This window comes from Robertmurraya mesotrionivorans, assembly GCF_050971805.1.
In the GTDB taxonomy this organism is placed as follows: domain Bacteria; phylum Bacillota; class Bacilli; order Bacillales; family Cytobacillaceae; genus Robertmurraya_A.
Genome location: NZ_JBPCCH010000037.1, coordinates 1 through 17,776, shown reverse-complemented (window position 1 = coordinate 17,776; position 17,776 = coordinate 1). Strand labels below are relative to the sequence as shown.

Sequence of the window (17,776 nt, the reverse complement as noted above, 5' to 3'; positions counted from 1 at the left end):
GAGAGGTTTAAACAATTTGAAAACGAATTAACCGAATTAATGACTAAATACTATCATGCTCCGAGCGAGAACAATGGAAAAGATGCTCCAGTTCGAACAATCGCTTTTACAATTATCCCAGATGCATAAAAGGACATACTCTTTTCTTTAGCCAAACATCGGTAAACAGAAAAGTCTTTTTATTATAATAAAATACACATGTTCAAAGAGAAAAAGGTGTTCTGAACAGACTTTATCAAAACACCTTCCTTTCTTATGTCAGCCTATATATAGACAGTGATTATCTATTCTTTTTTTATTCTCATGTTCAAATTCTTTTCTGTTCCCCTCTTTTTGTTTAGTAATTGATGCACAATATATGTCTAAAGTTCATTTCTTATTCCATAAATTTGCTCCTTTAGCACAATAAAAAGTGCTGTATCAAATCAGCATTTAAAAAAATTTCTTATATAACTCACGTCTCAAATGCCCACTTAGATAAGCATATACTCTTGTAGTTTCGCTCTTTTCGTGTCCCATTAAATTCTGTATAACCTCTAATGGTGCTCCATTATTTATAAGTGTTGTGGCATAACTATGTCGTAATTGATGTGGATGAATACTCTTATTGATTCCTGCTCTTTTAGAAATCTGTTTTATAACATATCTCATTTGAGCAATACTCATTCGATGTGGTGCCCGGATAGTGACAAATAACGCCTTTTGATCATCTGTTCGTTGTTCTAAATACCTTTTTAACCAAATACTACACCGAGTATTAAAATACACTTCTCTTTCTTTTTTTCCTTTCCCGAATACAATGACAGACTGCTCAGAAAAGTTGATTGAATTTCTATCTAAGTTTACAACTTCCCCTATTCTGCAACCAGTTGAATACATAAACTCAAATAATGCTTTCTCAAAAGTAGAATCACAAGCTTCACGCAATAACTCGATTTCTTCCTCTGTTAAAACTTAGGAATTCTACTTTCAGGCTTTGGTTCCTTTATTGTAGACACTGGATTTGTAGAGACATACTTCTCCTCTTGAGCCCACTTAAACAATGATTTTATAAATCGAATTCGATGGCAAAGACTAGAGGCCTTCAATTCAGCAGCTACTTCTCCAAGATATAGTTTAATAGATTCAGTCGTAATATCAGTGATCTGGATATCGCCAAGATATCTAATCAATAAGGATAACTGAACACTATACACCTTCAATGTTTGGGTAGAATAACCCTGAATTTGTTTATCTGCTTTATATAGATTCCAGGCTTCGGATACAAGCATTTTGAACAACTCCCCGATCGTTCTTTTACTACAGTATTCACCTAAAAACTATTAAAATATACTAGATTTATAGTTTTTTTTAAGTTATTGTCCCTGTTAGCTTAAGTGAAAGATTTCACAAAATTCAAACTTACTTTCATTTATTACAGGAATCCTACTTCTTTAGGAGAATAAGAAAAAGGCTCTTTAACGAAAGCTCCCGTTAGCGAAACAACTACAAACTCTCTGGCAAGTGATATTTATACATTTCTAATGTATTTGTATTTTCTTCTAAAACAGCCACAATTTTAGGATGAGGCTTAGCATAGATAACTGGATAATCCTTTTCATCAAGTTTTTCATTAATGGGAAAAGCTAATTTTTCTTCTTCAATTGAAAATTCAGCATCAATTCCCTCTTTATTTCCACGAGCATCTACCCTAATCCATTTATTAAATGATTTAAAGAAGATAGCATTTAAAGCGTGAATACAATACCCTTTATCTGGAGTATCAAATAACATCAATCTTTGATAACAAAAACCTGTTGGTATTCCCTGTAAACGCAATAAAGCCGCTAATAGGTGTGACTTTGCATAGCATATTCCCTCTTTAAATTCTAATACTTCTGAAGCATTACGAGTAACTCGCTTCGATTGAATATCCCAAGAATGAGAAATTTCATCACGAACAAATTCAAAAGCTATTTTAGCTTTTTCAATTTCCGTTTGAGATGGATCGAAAAGTTCAGCTGCTTTCTTTTTTATATTTTGATTAGAATAATTAACTTCATTTAATTCGAGTAAATAGTCATCTAGTTTTTCCGATTCAAAAAAAAATTCACAAACCCTTCCCCCCTATATTAAGTTGCGTAAATATGTAAATATAAACATTATTATACATTTTTATTAGTTGAATTAAAGGATTTATTATTGAGCTAACCTGCCACGTTTCTACTATAAGGGATTCCATAACAAAGGGCATTAATCCTTCTAGAATCAATGCCCCCGTTTCTTTAAATACATTTGTTCACAAATTATAAATATTAAGTCGAAAAATGCGTTATTTTTCTACATTCAAATTTATATAATGTTATTAGTCTAGTATTGAGGTGATTATTTTGAACAAAACTTTTCAGTTAGTCAAAAAAGTTATAGGCTTGGTTTTACTAATACTAGTTACAATCTCGCTAATAATGGGGAAGTTTAGTGTCGCTTTGATCTTTTGTTATATAATTATCTCTATATACAATGGGATACTTGGTTATGAATACTTTAGAGCTAACTCTTACAAAAAGGCATCTTTACACTCAATACTTTCGGTAAGTTTTCTTTATATTTTCTTTTCTATTCTTTAATTGGTTTAAATACTCGGCTTAATATTATTTAATGTTCAAGCCCTTATTACATAAACCTTTAGTAAATTAACTTCTAGAACAGTTAGTATCCTTTTGATGTTTTTGTTTTGTTCGTAAGTTTTTCCAATTTACTTTCAATTGAAAAACGAGTAATCACTACTACAACTACTCTAATTGATTACTCCTCATACTTTTCTTTTAACTCTTCATATACTTTAAAAGCTACATCATATAATTCACTATCGTCACTAACACGATAATATTCATTCTCATTAGAGATATAGCAAATTGATTTAGCATCACAGACAATCTGACCTGAAATTTGGTCATTATGAACAAATGAAATTGTGATAGCCTCTTCATAATCAATTTCTTCTGTTGTGGTTCCAATAGTTTTTAACTGATTATAGTGATTAACTAATAATTTTACTGTATCTGCATCAATTTTATTTAAACCATTATAGATACTTGAACCATAACCAATATCAAAATAATCAGCTTTAATTTCTTTCACATCTGCTGTATTTCCACATCCAACTAAAACTAAAACGGAAATAAAAATGAATAAAACAACTTTTTTCATTTCCATCACCCCCAGCAACCAATTATTTAAAATAAGACATACTTATACAGCAGTTTTAAGTTATCCTGCTCGTATGTTAAATTCAATCAAAAAAGCATTAATCCTTCCTGGATCAATGCTCTAAATGAAATATCTTATTAAACTAACCAAATTACTATATGTTTCAACATTGATCACTAATTTTAGTTGAGTCTTTATATTAATAATCAAAACTTTTCTAATACTAACCATAATAAATTAATACTAGTACATATGACTAGATTCTCTTTTTAACATCTTCTCTTATTAATTCAATAATATTATCAGATAAATTTGCTGGAAGAGACGTACCATCTTTAAAAACCCATGTATTAATTATTTCAAGGTCTGCTTTTTTAAAAGTAATGCTATAATCTTTATTTTGGTAAGCAATATCAGTTGTCACGAATTCTTCACCATCAAGTTTATCATCAATAATCATGTTATTTATTTCATAAGGCTTCATAATTAATCTCCTCGTTTATCATTCTTTTATATAGAGTTAACTTTATATTTATGTTTATTCATTATTTCAACCAACCTACACAGGTTATTAAAAAGAAAAGGCAACCTCATTATTTAAGAAACACACTCGTTAGTTTAAATTCAATTTTTCACAAACAATAAATTTTACCCTGTGACAGCAAGTAATAATGTAAGAGAATATTATTAGTAGGCGATACCTACACGTGATTTTATATAATTGTTACTTTTAATCTGCTTATATGTAAAATCTGCTGTATCCGATACGTATATTTTATCTCCACCCACCGGCAAAAAATCACGTTCCACACGATATTCACCTATACTTTCTCCTTCCGGCAAATACGTAGGACATACAATAGTCCATTCGAGTGTTGATTGTTTAAGTATGTCGTAAACTTTATGATGTTCTTCTGCTGCACGGGTTGATTTACGTTTTGATTCACTTGACTGATAACGGAGTACGGATGGCGTAGATCTACTTTGTAAGATCCCTGCAGTTCCTATCGTGATAATTCGTTTTATACCTTTGTTTTTCATTGCTTTAATAATTAGTGGCATACTTTCTGAGAGAGTAGTTGTGCCATCAGTATTTAATGCACTAATAACTACATCAATCCCATGCATTGCACGTACTATATCATTTTTATTTAAAACATTCCCTTGAATAATGGTTAAATTTTCACTATTTATTTGAATCTTCTCTTGAGTGCGAACTAATACAGTAACATGATGTCTATCATGAAGGGCATAAGTTACTATTTGACTTCCAACTCGTCCAGTTGCACCTAAAATTAAAATATTCAAAAGTAAAATCCTCCTTTTTACGAATTCAAATAATTACACTATACTATAAATGCTATTATTTCGTCTTTTTTAACTTAGGCAGGATTACTTTAAATATATAAATTCAAACTACTTAAATTTTGAATAGCGAACTAATTTTCTTTAAAGAAGTTGATCAACAAACTGGACCGTTTGTTGAATACAAGTTAACAGCACTCTTAAACTAGTCGAGTAGAAGAGAACCTCTCTATCTTACGGTAGATTGTGCTCTCCCCCCTTACAGAACCGTGCTTGCGCAATTTACGCACACGGCTCCTCCTAGTTATCATTACAGAATATAGCTAATCTCTTCTCTAAGTTCATAGATATTCACTTTAATTCTTGTTGAAGGAAGTGGATATTTACGAAGAAAGAGATTAAATTTGTCCCAAGTAAAGGACTTTCTTTGGCTTCTTCTGTTTAGCCATTTAAATAGTAAGTATTCGAGTCTCTCTTTGAAGTTGTTAACAGTTTGGATGTTATCAGTCATGCAATAATAGTTGTAATAACCGGTGAGGGAGCGTTTAAATCTATCCATAATCACATGAATATCTTTATTTCTATTAATCTTCAGCCATTCCTTAGTTTCCTTTAGTTTGCCTTGAACTTTCTTCCTACTAGATTTTCGTTTCACACGAAATTTTCCTTCTTTACTTTTCCCGCAATAGTGGGTAAATCCTAAGAAATCAAATGTGTATGGTTTGCTATTCCTATCTCGCTTGGCGTTATGTTCTGCAAACCGCCCAAAGGAAATAATTTTCGTTTTATCCTCGGCTATTTCCAAATTAAATTTCTTTAATCTAAGCTTTAATGAATGGAAGAATTGCTGAGCTTCGCTCTTTATACAGATTCAGTATTTTCAGCGCATCATGACAGTTTCTATTAGGGCGAAATCCAAATGAACAGTCTAGGAAGTCATTTTCATAGATGGTATTTAGTATTTTGGTAATGCCTTTTTGTACAATTTTATCCTCATGTTCCGGTATTCCCAAGGGTCTTTTCTTGTCTGAGTTGAGCTTCGGGATATACATTCGTCTTACCGGAACAGGGCGATAACTTATACTTTTAAGCCTACTTACCAAGTCCATTATGTTTTCTTCCAAGCTTTCACTGGTTCTTTAGTCGTTCCGTTAACACCCGTTGCCTTTCTATTTGGCAGTCCATGATGACACTGTGTTAGCGATTGCTCATTTAACAAATGGGCAAGTGAAGTGAATTTCATTTTAGGTTGAGACTTTGCTAATTCTGCTATCCTTAGTAGTTTTGTTTCCATTATTACTCCTACCCTCTGTGTGTAGTTAATGTGTCCCTAGTAAGGGTGATAACTGGTAGCTAGCCTTCCCTCCATCGGCATAACCCAACTTCATTGGTACTACGCTGCTATCCGACTCCCTACACGGCATTTGGTTTCCTTGCTTGTTATCACTTGTCCACCATACTCTTCTAAAAAAAAAGAAAAGACCGGTAGGGTCTCCCGAGTTGCCGTATCATATCAATGTGTGACGTGCCAAGGTCTCTGACTCCAGAGAGGTTTTATTCTTCTTGCCTTTGACGAAGGATAAAATGTTGCTTTCTGCACGCAGGTAAGGCATCAGCCCTCTCGGTTCACTAAAGTTTATGGAGCTCAATCCCTTCAACCATTTGGCTTTCGGCCCGCCACCTAACTGTCTACGCTTAAAGACTAGAGTTACCTTTAGTCCTCCAAAACTCGCTACGAGCGAATGGCTAGTTCTTACTCGGGGGGAATCCCACCCGCTATATGATACGACCTAGGCTCGGCCGCACACCTGCCCCCTTTAGTCGAATTAGAAAAAGCGATCTTCCTTATGGAAGAACCGCCCCCTTTAATCCTTCACATACTTTTTTTATTATCACAAAGAAAAAAATTGACACAATACTGTTAATGACAGCATACTGTTATTAACAGTATTGTGTTATTGATAAAATTTAAGGAGGTTATATACTTTATGAAACATACAGGGAGACATACAGGTGCATTTCTATTGCTGTTTTTAACAGAGGGAGATAACTATGGAGGGAAACTCCTTCAAAGATGTGAGGAAGAGCTTCCCATCAATCCAATTGACAGTTCCATATTATATCGCACACTAAAAAAATTAGAGGAAGAAGGTGCTGTAGAGTCTTATCTGGATACATTTGATCGAGATAAACCGATAAGGATGTACAAAATCACTAAAGTTGGTAAAAGGAAATTAGAGGAGTTTCAAATAGATATCGAAGAAAAAATTAAAAATTTATCGTTTTTCCTAGAAAGATATAAAGAATGCAAGGAACAAAATAATGATTAGTGGAATTATTCTCTATACTATTGCCACTGTTTATTTAGGTGTTTCCTTCATAAAAGACAAACATAAAACAAAGGTAGCCTTTTTAAGTTCATGGAAAATGTTTCGCAATGTTTTACCGGATTTATTAGCCATTATGCTTTTTATAGGGCTAGCATTATCCTTATTGACACCGTCTCTTATTTCATCAATTATTGGCGAAAGTTCCGGCTTACTAGGTATCATTTACTCAACAATCATTGGCTCAATTGCTTTAGTTCCAAGCTTTATTGTCTTTCCTCTTGGACATACCTTAATTCAAAATGGTGCTGCTCTTCCACAAGTAGCCGTATTAATGTCAGCAATGATGTCTGTAGGACTTGTAACTTTACCTATGGAACAAAAATCTTTTGGAAGAAGTTTTGCTTATGCTCGAAATATTTCTGCCCTAATAATGTCTCTTCTATTTGCATTGATTATTGGGGTGGTAATGACATGACAAAGCTAAAAAGATATCGGTTCTTTTTCATTTTATTATTAGGGCTTCTTATTATTGCATTTATAAATCAATCTATAGCTATGAAAACAGTTCAGATAACTGGTAAAAGTATTTTGGATATGTTATTCCTTCTTCCTCCTATATTCATTTTAGTGGGATTATTAGATCAATGGGTAAAGAAAGAATCGCTTATTCGATATATGGGTGAAAAATCAGGTATATATGGTGTCTTCTTCACCTTATTATTAGCAACGGTAGCTGCAGGCCCTCTTTATATTGCCTTTCCAATTGCAGTACTCTTATTGAAAAAAGGAGCAAGTGTCCGCTATATAGTGTTTTTCTTAGGTGCTTGGTCAACAGTGAAATTACCAGTTCTAGTCTATGAACTCACTTCATTTGGTTCTAAATTTACACTTATTCACATTTGTTTTGGCCTCGTTTTTTACTACTTAACAGGAATTCTTTTTGAAAAAATTTATGGCCAAGAAAAGTTGTTAAAGTATGATATAACAAAGGAAGTCTAGATTTAAAAGCATTAAGAATCCAAATCCCAGATTCTTTTGTAGCTGTAGCTTTAAAGTTAATTTTAATCCATTAGGAGACGGACTTTTCACCGAAAAATAATGGGGAAATATGTTAATGAAATTTTGAGAGTATGAACTTCCTGCTGAGCTTGGCTCCAGAATTGCTCAAAATATCATCATTTTTCAGATAATGCTGGACCTACAAGGGACTAATATATTAGGCAAAAAAATAAGAGGATACAGAATGTACTGAATCCTCTTATTAATTTCCTTATTTAACTAACCTGCAATAAAAAAGCGATCTCCCTTAAAAATGATCGTCACCTTTAGATTAATAAAAAAAACAATTGAACTAATATCAATTGTTAGTGGAAATGCTATCCTCAAAAGAAAGTCCTAAATAGTTATAGTGTATAATGACTTGGTTTATAGATTTATTGTTTATAATTGTTAAGCCATAGCTCTTATCATTTTCAGTAGCATTACCACTATTCACCTTTTGTACTTGTGTTACTGGAGATGTATTCGGTAGGATATTTACCTCTTCAATGTTTGTAAAATTGCCTTCATCATCAAATCCATCAGAAATAATGAATCCTTTTAATGGATTACTTATCTGAATTTTTTTGTCTTATGGTAATTCATTATTATTAATCAACACATTTGTAATTCTTACATCCCTAAAACCTTTATTACCGATTTCAACCATAACTGTATGTTTATCCTTTGATGTACCAACTGTTCCGATAACTAAAGGTGGATTGGATGTAATGAATATAAAAAGTCCAATTGAAATACTGACAAGGATAATAACCGAAGTCAATATTATTTTTTTCATATCTCACGCCCCTTTCGAAACATTTTACCATTTCAATAACAACTAAAATAAAACTTACCTAATTTTACCACAAATATGTTTTACCTTCTTACACAAACCTCCCTCAATAAATGGCCGAATTCTTCGCAACCATAATCATACAAACCCTGAAGAGGAGAGCCCTTAGCTTCTTCCTACCTCGTTTGGTGATTTTTGTTTGCCCTTTATGTTTGCCAGAGGTGTTCTCCTTCAAGCTCAATCCAGCTAACTTTATGATTTGTCTAGGGTGAGAATAATCTTGAAGATCTCCCACTTCCGCAAAGAATCCCGCAACGGTATCTCTCCCTACTCCCTTAATGGCTAACATTTGTTGAACACCAGGGATATGTTCAATTAGGTTATCTATCTTATTATCTAATTCTACGAACTTCTCTTTCCATGCCTACTATCACTTTTTCCATTTTTTGTTCTAGCTTTAATTGATTGATCCAATCGAGAAACAGTTGGAATCCCTGCTTGGTATTTTCAAAAAAACAAGGGGAACCAAACTCCATGCCTTATAGTCCTGTGCTCTCTCATTCTACCAAGAGGTTATTTTTTTATTCCAACCTCATTTTCATTCATTACAGGAATGCTGCTTCTTTAGCTGAACAATCGAGTGGAGGGAAAATAAATTAAAAATTTTTTTCCCCCTCTCACAACACCGTACGTACGGTTCGTATATACGGCGTTTCAATTTATATTACAGTGTGTACTTTTAGATAATGTTCTAAAGCAGAGGGAATTCCCCTCTACTTTAATCTTTTGTTTGAGATGGCTCTATGCACAACTCTTGATAATGCAATGTACAGCGCAACTTCCCATCTATTTTAAGTCATTACTTTTTTCATGTTTGCGATAGTTGACCCATCCAACAATGACTTGTTTCAGTTTCAATATTCGGTGGTCTATCGAGACACTCCAGTTTCGCTTTGTCATTTGTCAAAGCTTCCTTTGGAATTTCTGTACTGGTCTAAAACCATAACTGAATTCACTAAACTGCTTTTCGAATATTGGACTGAGTACTTGATGAATGGCCTGTTGAACTACTCTATCCACTACTGTTGGTATTCCCAATTTGCGCAATAGATCTCCTATTTCAATGAATTTAATCTTAAACTTTAGCATGAGATTCTGTTTTTTACACCATTGCCCTTACAACTTGCAATCACACCACATTTTAAACTTACCCTTATCGTTTTCCTTTACGTTCCGAAGTAATCACTTGCGTCACCGCAGTAGATACCTCCACTGTTTTCACAAATAACATATCTGTTTTTGAATCGTAATACCAAACGTCGTTCCCTTTTTCGACTGCTTCTTTGGAATCAACCGCTCTTAACTTTTTGCCATTTCGTTTAACAGAGTTAAGTCTACCTTCTCCCGCATTCGCTTTTATTTCTGCAACCCATGTTCTGTTTTCAATCTGTCCGTTATAGCTGCCTTTTACTGCTTTGATCTTAAGGGTAATATTTCCCTCATTTGTTGAAGCAGCAATCTCTGTTTCAGAAGATTGACCTTTTTCATATTTGTAGGTTTGTCCGTCATCTTCATATAAGGTAAAGCTTGAAGTTTCTCCATTTTGTTTTGGATAGGCGTTCAAAGTTATTGTTGATGCTGGTTTTTCATTTGTATAGTTTTGAATCTCACGCTGTGGAATAATCGCTCCTTCTTTGACAAATACAGGAATTTTCGACAAATCTGCCTCATACTCAATGGTTTGCCCTCCAGTAAATTTTTTCTGGTTGCTCCAGTCATACCATGTACCTTTTGGAAGATAGATACCTCTAGTTGAAATACCTTCTAATGAAATCGGTGCCACCAACATATTTGGACCAAACATCCACTGGTCTTCAATTCCATAAACATTTGCATCTGTTGTGTAATCCATGACAAGCGGTCTCATTAATGAGACATTTTCATCAGTTGTTTGCTTTGTTGCCGAATAGATGTAAGGTAGCAGTTTGTAACGCTGTTCAATGGTTTGTTTTACGATACCTTCTGCCTTTGCACCAAACACCCAAGGCTCTCTTGTATTCGTTAGATCACCACATTCGCAATTATGAGCCCGAAAGATTGGCATAAAAGATCCAGCTTGCATCCAACGCGTATAAAGTTCAGCAGAAGGTTTGCCGTAAAATCCGCCAATATCCGTTGTAAAATAAGGGATGCCAGACATCGAGGAGCTTAACCCCAATTGCAAATTATGCCTAAAGGACTCCCAGCTTGCATCAATATCACCACTCCATACCGTTGTTCCGTATTCTTGAATTCCAGAAAATCCGGAACGGGACAGGCTCCATAAGCGGTTATCACTGTAGCTTCGATGACCATTATAGAATGCTTTCGCTTCGTTTAAGGCATACACATTTCTTATCTCTGCTGCACTGCCTTTAGAAAAGTGGTGTCTTAATGAATCTGTTGGCTTCTCTGGTTCATTTAAATCGATCCAATACCCTTTTACTCCCGCATCATGCAATGTTTTAACCTGTGCATTAAACCAATCGACAGCTTTTGGATTGGTGAAGTCTACTAATCCTGATTCCCCGTACCAAGCGTCATAAATAACGGTATTTCCTGAAGTGTCTTGAACAAAATATCCGTTACGATCTCCCTCATTAAAATTGTTTGCCGTTAATTGAATATACGGATCAACAAGCGGTACCATCTTGATTCCTTTCTTTGATAGCTCCTCCATGCTTTGTTTTGGATTTGCAAAAGCCTCTGCCCAAGTCATATCAAAATAATGATTTTCTTTGGCCCAATAAGCATCAAGAATCATCCCATCTAAAGGAATTTGTTTTTGACGGAACGTATCAACAACCTTATTTATTTCTTCCCAGCTTTTATATCCATATTTTGATTGGATATAACCCAATGCCCATTGCGGCGGTAGCGGCGCCTTGCCTGTTAATTTTGCATAACTTTCCATGACACCAGTAAGCGTGCTTTCCGTTTTACCTGCCATAAAGTAATAAATCATTTCGCCGTTTGGTGAATAGAAAGAATATTTCCCGTTAGCTGTGGCACCCATATCAAACGTGACATTTTCATAGCTGTTATCAAAGTATATGCCATACCCCTTTGTGCTTGTGAAGAACGTACCAGAAATATCAGAGGTGTTACCGCCATATCCACCTTTCATACTGTTGTTCATTACGACCTTTTTGCCTCTGCGGTCGAAGGATTGGGAGTCACTATCTATACCAAGGCCGAAAAAATGCTCGTTTGCATCAAGGGTCATGGCCGCATAAATACCTGTATCTCCGTCATAACCAAAACCTTTTCCTTCACTATGCTCCGTTAATAACTTCGTATTGGAGGCATCATAGTATGCAAGCTTAAATGGGGACTTATAAGCTCTCAAACTCATTTCTTCTGTTTGAATCAAGATATAATCACTTTTATCCGTTACCTTTGGGACTGCACTTGCCCCCTCTTCATCAACAACAAAAGAAGGTTTTTTCTTAAATGTTCCAGTAGGTTCCATCCATACTTTTACTGTATCCTCTTGAACGAATTCGACTTTCACTTTTTCCTGATTAGCAGAATGTAATACAATCGATTTTCCATCATCTGATAAAGTATATGGATTGCCTGCATCTAAACTTTCAATATACGAAACATTTTGATACTCGCTTGAATCTTTTTTTATCATTTTAGCATCATCGAGTTCAAGAACACTTTCAGCCTGACCTTCTGTGATCACGCCAACCTTTACTACTTCACCAGCATCTAACTGGATATTAGGGACTTTTATTTCTTTCCAATCACCACTTGCCGGAATCGCTACTTCTTTTGTGCCGCCGGAGTAGGTAACATAAAGGGAAGCAGTGTCAAAGTTTCCAGATTTACGAGTGTTAATTGATAATTGATAGTTTCCCTCAATAGGTGCATTGCCAAATTGCCATATATCTGATGAATAAGCTGCCTTACCAGAAATTTTTAAAAATGACTTTTCATCTACTGATTCAATCGATTGGTTAACCATATTTGTACGGCTCCACCCCGTAAATCCTTGCTCAAAACCTTTGTTATTCAGGCTGACCTCTACTTCTTCAGGCACCTCAGAATTTCCTGCTTGAAGCACCACATTATCAAGTTGCAAGGATGTATCAGCTTTAGGTGCTTCCAAATAAAATTCTATCGTCAATTCACCTTCTTTGACATTGATCGTGTCCGTGCTGAATTTTTTATACTCAAACTCATCTGCGTTCCATTTCTGCTTTACAGGACCATTCGGATCCTTTAGATTCGGTTCAATTTTCACCTCTACCTTCTCTTTACCAGGCTGGGAGACAATCATTTTAGCAACTCCTCCTTCAAAGGTAGGATCCAAGTGCGGCATTAGTTTCGCCATTGCTGAAACCGTATAATCGCCTTCCTTTAAACCAACAATTGTTTGCTTAGAAGAAGCTTTTCCTTCTAAATTAGGAGAATACAAGTATTGCTTATAGCCTTCATATGCATCGTTTTTATCGACACCATGCCATACAGTTGTGCCAAAGGTATTGACTGTCCAGCCAGTTTCATTGCCCATTTCAAAATCGCCGTTAACGAGCTGTCCTGTATTCGCTCCAAACTGGATGGAATCAAGTAATGTCGAACCTGTATCTTCTCCGGCAAATTCTAAGGTAATTAAATTTACTCCTTTATTCAATTGGACAGATTGTTCGACTGTGGCCCATTTATCTCCGGTGCTTGGGAACGATACTTTCGTTGGCTCATCAATTACATTCTTCTTTTTATCTTCCACGGATAGTGATAAGGTACTTGCTTCCGCCTGTTTATTTCCGTATTTTATTCCTAACGGGTATTGCCCTACTTCAGGCGTTTCAACAGCGATTGTTACTTTTGAGCCCTTTTTGTTCAACCCTGTGAGGTAGCCAAATCCATCGTAGCCCATTTGTTCATTATCAAAAATTGCTCCTCCTTGATAAGAAGCGACTTCAGTTTGATATACTTTCTTGTTGGTTTTTGGAATTAGTTTCAATACTGTGGTATCATGAGGCTCGATCATTTCAGAATACATCAAACGATAGCCGAGATCCTTATGCTCCCATATATTGCGAGCAAAAGCTACATCCTTGATTCCAAGATCTTTAATGAAATCCATTGATAGCCCTTTTCTTGTATCACTGCGGTTAAAAAGAGCTATAACCCAAGTCCCATCTGGTAATTGACCAGCCCATCTTTCACTGTCGCGGCTTACATTGTTTTTATAATGCTGATTTGAATTAAAGATCGGTTTTCCCGTAAATCCAAGTTTGTTCAATTCAATTAATTCAGGGTTTTGATAATATTTATAATTATCACCAATTGTGTCATATTGATCGGCAATGGTAATTGGAGAACCTGCCATAGTGAATAGAGATATGGCTGTTTTCTTTTCGTCCTCGGCATAACGGCCTTTAAACGAATTTAACTTTAAGAAGTCCCCATCATTAATCATTGATCCGCGTCCCGAAATATCCGCAAATCCAGTAAACCCTTGAAATGGATTGGCCCATTGTGACCAATTTTTTGTCCACTCTTGTCTGCGGCCACTTATATGCTCCCAGCCCCCACTAAATGCATCCTCATCAATTCGGATCATATCCCCGTATTTTTGTTCATATTCACCATGGTTGTTTAAATCAGGCATAACTAAGCTAAGGAATATGTTATTCTTTTCAGTAGCTTCATTCATCCATCGAAGTGCTTTGCGATATTGTTCTCTTGTATGACCTGTACCGATTTGGCCTAACCCTTTATCATATCCGCTTTCATACCATGATAAAAAGTCAACACGTAAATAGGAAGCTCCTTGTTCTGCAAAAAAGTCGACATATCCTTTCAAGAATTTCTCGGCATCGGGATGGTCCACATTTAACCAATATAAAGCTCTCTCTCCCCCTTGCCCGCCATCAAAACGGTCACCTTGAAGCGTTTTTCCTCCGCCAATGTCTTGTGGTTCTGTAATAACAAGATCAGCGACAGGTGTATTCGTACCTTTTACTTTGTATTTATCCGGATTTTTCACAACCTCTGGACTGATCCAAAGCGGATTATAATAGATGCCGAATTTCATCCCTTTGCTATGCACATAATCTGCCCAGTATTTCCATGTATGACCTTCAGGATAACGCTCATGCGGGTAACCCTGCCAATTGTCGTAGACGACAGAGACATCATCGATATCAATACCTGCATCACGCACTTGTTTTTCAGTAGGATCGACAATAAATTCAATTTTTAATTGGCCAGATGTTACATTCACTTTTTCTGTATACGCTGTCCAACTTTCGGAAGTTACTTGTTTTTTTACATGTGCTTCAGGATTTGCTCTATCATATCCTGAAATCTTCATTTCAACAGCTGCACCTTTTTCAGTAACACCATTTTTCCCTTTCGCCTTGGAATTAACACGATAGTTTCCATTTGGCAAATTCTTAATCGTTTGTGCAATTATTTGTTTGTTCGGATGTTCACTATACGTCCATAACGACTTGTCTCCTTCAGGGTCATCATTTCGTCCATGAGCAAAATCACCTTCAAATGTCCATCCTTCTGTTTCATCCTGCTCAAAGCCGCCATTTATGACCATATTCCCTTCAGGAATTGGTGGTTGATTTGCATCATGAGCTGCAAAAGTAATATCATCAAGCTGCAAAGAAGCGTTACCTCCTTTGGAATCAATGACAAATTCTACTGTCATATCCGTACCAATTGACGCCACTTCAAGTGAATAGTTTTTATAGCTTGAACTTAGCTCAATCGGTACTTTTTTTACGACTGCACCATTCTGGCTGATTCGCATTTCGGCATGGCTACCAATTGCATTATCAGTAAACTGATTTGTCCCGCTGAAATCCTGTAGAGTTGCCCATGCAGTTAAACGATACCTTTTATCTTTTTCAAGTCCTGTCACAGTTTGACTCAAGTTCGCATTAAAAGGGGCATTTTTATAAAAATATAATTTAAAGTTATTGCGTGCACCTGATTTATCGACTCCTGAATCAGCATTTCCCTTAATATCCCACCCTTCTGTTGTCGCATATTCAAAATCACCGTTAAAAAGTTGCCCTGGTTTAACATATGGTTTATCCCGGCCATCCATATAAATCGGGTCACTCATCCAGCGATCATTGTGTGACACCACATACCCATTTTCATTTAATAGAGTTGCACCCTCTATCCACCCGTCCGTACTAATCATGTCGTAGCCATATGGTTGGAAGTCTTTAGCCATCCAATCAACATTATCTTTTAAACGATGTTCCGGCATGAACACATCTTTTCCAAATTGATGCTCATAAGTAATCCAGTACATCGGCCCTGCGCCATCTCTAGTAAACTCACTATCTCTTGCAAACCCAGAACGAATGTTAAAACCAGATAAAACCATCGAAATCATCATTGTTAGAATCATGGCTTTCTGAATAAGTCTGTGTTTACTGTTTTGCATGTTTATCCTCCCTATTTGTTTTTGCTCACTTCATAGTAAATCTCTATCTATCAAAATTCTTATCCTATCACCCCCTTAAATTGTAAGCGTATACAGTTTTCTTTTGTACTGATACTTTATTCAGTGAAGAAAGTAATTATTCCGAAGGATACAACAATAGAGTTGTTTCCTTTGTTAATTGTAAATAGGAACTTTAAATAGATGGCTTACTACTAAGGCGCATGCTCCAATTAACCAAACATCATCACCAAGCTTTGATGTTTGGAATTGAAGTTTTCGAGGATGTTTGACGAAAAAGTGGACTGCTAGCTCCTTTTGAATACCTTTTAGCAGAAATTCGCTTTCTCTTAATCCTTCCCCCCCTAAAATGATTGCTTCGGGATTAAAGAGATGGACCATGTTCTTTATACCTAATGCCAGATTCTCCCCTTGCTTGATTAACAATTCTTGCGCATACTGATCTCCGCTTTGGGCCGCTATTACAATACTCTCTGGAGTCATGGGAGTAAACGATGCTAACAATGTTGGAACACCAATCGAGACCATGCGCTCAGCCTCATTCACAAGGTATGCATCAGCAGCATATAATTCTAAACAGCCCCGCTGCCCGCAATAACAAAGACGGTCACCCTGATAAATTGTGATATGACCTAATTCTCCAGCTCCGCCGAAGTCTCCGCGAAACAACATATTATCAATCACAATTCCAGCTCCCACACCAGCTCCAACTGTAACACCAATGAAATTCCTAAAGTCTCTTCCCTGACCTATCCACTTCTCAGCAAGGGCAAATACATTTGCATCATTATCGATCATTAAAGGTACATCAAAATGCTTACCAATTGGCTTCAAATCCCCATGATCCACCTTTAGTATTGGTGAATAGATCACTTCATTACTTTCCCGATCTACTAACCCAGGCGTAGCAATGCCAATCCCCACCAACTTGGCAGCGCCTTCATTTTGCTTCATAAAAAAATCAAGCTGTTCAATAATAACTCTTGCTAATTTGTTCGCTTCCTTGTGTGTATATGAAAATTGATGTTTGTGTAAAATCTTCCCCTCCAAATTAGATAGACACATCTTCACCTGCTGCTGCTCGATTTTCATACCTGCAACAACTCCAAAATCTCCGTTAAATTTTAATAGCACAGGCTTCCTGCCACCATGAGAATCTCCAGTCCCAATCTCAGAAACAAGGTTTTCTTTAATAAGTTCATCGATAATATTCGTAATAGTTGATAAACCTAGCCCAGTTTCCTTCGCTATTTCTGTGCGCGAGATATTACCTTTCAGGCGAACCATATCAATCACGAGGGAACGGTTTAGTTCTTTAATAAGTTCCTTATTTCCTTTTCTAATTAAATTCATTGTACACTTCACCCCTGCCCTCATTTCATATGGTAAAATTAACATAATTCACTCAGTGAAACAAGATAAATTTCAGATAATTCTAAAAATAGGATTTTTTCCTCATAAGCCTATCATTCGTTTCAACTTAAACTTATTAGGCAGCCTAAGGAAATTAACGGGGACTCCTACCTCTCTACTATAGTTATTGAGACATAAAAAGTGATCTGACCCAAAAAAGTTAGACATATATTATCAAGCAACTTCTAAGACCTGTGTTCGGTATTCTATCGGACTCAG

The 17,776-nt window shown here is 35.9% G+C and carries 12 protein-coding genes and 4 pseudogenes; 4 read left to right on the top strand and 12 right to left on the bottom strand.

Annotated features, from left to right (window positions below):
- Positions 1 to 129, top strand: a pseudogene (locus ACRX5O_RS24720) (transcriptional regulator); the annotation flags it as partial.
- Positions 130 to 432: 303 nt separating this feature from the next.
- On the opposite strand, the pseudogene ACRX5O_RS24715 reads toward ACRX5O_RS24720, so the two are convergent.
- From ACRX5O_RS24715 to ACRX5O_RS24680, 7 genes and pseudogenes are all read right to left on the bottom strand, one after another.
- Positions 433 to 1,271 (bottom strand): annotated as a pseudogene (locus ACRX5O_RS24715) (tyrosine-type recombinase/integrase).
- Positions 1,272 to 1,485: 214 nt separating this feature from the next.
- Positions 1,486 to 2,079, bottom strand: a pseudogene (locus ACRX5O_RS24710) (transglutaminase-like domain-containing protein); the annotation flags it as partial.
- A 705-nt stretch (positions 2,080 to 2,784) separates the two neighbouring features.
- The gene (locus tag ACRX5O_RS24705; RefSeq protein WP_433908369.1) at positions 2,785 to 3,189 is read right to left on the bottom strand and encodes a hypothetical protein; all 405 of its coding nucleotides are present in this window, start codon (positions 3,187 to 3,189) and stop codon (positions 2,785 to 2,787) included.
- A gap of 256 nt (positions 3,190 to 3,445) precedes the next feature.
- A complete protein-coding gene (locus ACRX5O_RS24700; RefSeq protein WP_433908368.1) occupies positions 3,446 to 3,673 on the bottom strand; it encodes a hypothetical protein in 228 nt (75 codons plus the stop codon).
- A gap of 203 nt (positions 3,674 to 3,876) precedes the next feature.
- Positions 3,877 to 4,497: an NAD(P)-dependent oxidoreductase gene (locus ACRX5O_RS24695; protein ID WP_433908367.1), complete on the bottom strand. Its 621-nt coding sequence runs from the start codon at positions 4,495 to 4,497 to the stop codon at positions 3,877 to 3,879.
- A 307-nt stretch (positions 4,498 to 4,804) separates the two neighbouring features.
- Complete coding sequence (locus ACRX5O_RS24690; RefSeq protein ID WP_433908366.1) at positions 4,805 to 5,149, bottom strand: group II intron maturase-specific domain-containing protein; 345 nt, start codon at positions 5,147 to 5,149, stop codon at positions 4,805 to 4,807.
- Between the two features lie 453 nt (positions 5,150 to 5,602).
- Positions 5,603 to 5,788: a hypothetical protein gene (locus ACRX5O_RS24680; protein WP_433908365.1), complete on the bottom strand. Its 186-nt coding sequence runs from the start codon at positions 5,786 to 5,788 to the stop codon at positions 5,603 to 5,605.
- Between the two features lie 694 nt (positions 5,789 to 6,482).
- Between ACRX5O_RS24680 and ACRX5O_RS24675 the strand changes: the two genes are divergently transcribed.
- Genes ACRX5O_RS24675 through ACRX5O_RS24665 form a run of 3 tightly spaced genes read left to right on the top strand, consistent with a single transcriptional unit; the run spans position 6,483 to position 7,823 of the window.
- Positions 6,483 to 6,824: a PadR family transcriptional regulator gene (locus tag ACRX5O_RS24675; protein WP_433908364.1), complete on the top strand. Its 342-nt coding sequence runs from the start codon at positions 6,483 to 6,485 to the stop codon at positions 6,822 to 6,824.
- Positions 6,817 to 7,299 (top strand): hypothetical protein, encoded by a 483-nt coding sequence (locus ACRX5O_RS24670; protein ID WP_433908363.1) that lies wholly within the window; start codon positions 6,817 to 6,819, stop codon positions 7,297 to 7,299. Before ACRX5O_RS24675 ends, ACRX5O_RS24670 begins: the two co-directional genes overlap by 8 nt.
- Positions 7,296 to 7,823 carry a permease gene (locus tag ACRX5O_RS24665; RefSeq protein WP_433908362.1) on the top strand — a complete coding sequence of 176 codons (528 nt, stop codon included), beginning with the start codon at positions 7,296 to 7,298 and terminating at the stop codon, positions 7,821 to 7,823. The genes ACRX5O_RS24670 and ACRX5O_RS24665 overlap by 4 nt, the downstream gene beginning before the upstream one ends.
- A gap of 631 nt (positions 7,824 to 8,454) precedes the next feature.
- On the opposite strand, the gene ACRX5O_RS24660 is transcribed toward ACRX5O_RS24665, so the two are convergent.
- The 5 genes and pseudogenes from ACRX5O_RS24660 to ACRX5O_RS24635 all read right to left on the bottom strand — a co-directional run bounded on the left by ACRX5O_RS24660 (position 8,455) and on the right by ACRX5O_RS24635 (position 17,497).
- A complete protein-coding gene (locus ACRX5O_RS24660; protein ID WP_433908361.1) occupies positions 8,455 to 8,661 on the bottom strand; it encodes a hypothetical protein in 207 nt (68 codons plus the stop codon).
- Between the two features lie 112 nt (positions 8,662 to 8,773).
- Positions 8,774 to 9,073 (bottom strand): annotated as a pseudogene (locus tag ACRX5O_RS24655) (transposase); the annotation flags it as partial.
- Positions 9,074 to 9,504: 431 nt separating this feature from the next.
- Positions 9,505 to 9,618, bottom strand: coding sequence for a group II intron maturase-specific domain-containing protein (locus ACRX5O_RS24650; protein WP_433908360.1), 114 nt, complete (start codon positions 9,616 to 9,618; stop codon positions 9,505 to 9,507).
- Between the two features lie 253 nt (positions 9,619 to 9,871).
- Positions 9,872 to 16,126: a TIM-barrel domain-containing protein gene (locus ACRX5O_RS24640; RefSeq protein WP_433908359.1), complete on the bottom strand. Its 6,255-nt coding sequence runs from the start codon at positions 16,124 to 16,126 to the stop codon at positions 9,872 to 9,874.
- A gap of 174 nt (positions 16,127 to 16,300) precedes the next feature.
- Positions 16,301 to 17,497, bottom strand: a complete 1,197-nt coding sequence (locus ACRX5O_RS24635) for an ROK family protein (protein WP_160548833.1) — start codon at positions 17,495 to 17,497, stop codon at positions 16,301 to 16,303.
- Positions 17,498 to 17,776: the final 279 nt, after the last annotated feature.

Coding starts and splice junctions, on each gene's coding strand:
- ACRX5O_RS24705 (WP_433908369.1), bottom strand. CDS start 3,189: ATGAAAAAAGTTGTTTTATTCATTTTTATTTCCGTTTTAGTTTTAGTT.
- ACRX5O_RS24700 (WP_433908368.1), bottom strand. CDS start 3,673: ATGAAGCCTTATGAAATAAATAACATGATTATTGATGATAAACTTGAT.
- ACRX5O_RS24680 (WP_433908365.1), bottom strand. CDS start 5,788: ATGGAAACAAAACTACTAAGGATAGCAGAATTAGCAAAGTCTCAACCT.
- ACRX5O_RS24675 (WP_433908364.1), top strand. CDS start 6,483: ATGAAACATACAGGGAGACATACAGGTGCATTTCTATTGCTGTTTTTA.
- ACRX5O_RS24670 (WP_433908363.1), top strand. CDS start 6,817: ATGATTAGTGGAATTATTCTCTATACTATTGCCACTGTTTATTTAGGT.
- ACRX5O_RS24665 (WP_433908362.1), top strand. CDS start 7,296: ATGACAAAGCTAAAAAGATATCGGTTCTTTTTCATTTTATTATTAGGG.
- ACRX5O_RS24660 (WP_433908361.1), bottom strand. CDS start 8,661: ATGAAAAAAATAATATTGACTTCGGTTATTATCCTTGTCAGTATTTCA.
- ACRX5O_RS24650 (WP_433908360.1), bottom strand. CDS start 9,618: ATGACAAAGCGAAACTGGAGTGTCTCGATAGACCACCGAATATTGAAA.
- ACRX5O_RS24640 (WP_433908359.1), bottom strand. CDS start 16,126: ATGCAAAACAGTAAACACAGACTTATTCAGAAAGCCATGATTCTAACA.
- ACRX5O_RS24635 (WP_160548833.1), bottom strand. CDS start 17,497: ATGAATTTAATTAGAAAAGGAAATAAGGAACTTATTAAAGAACTAAAC.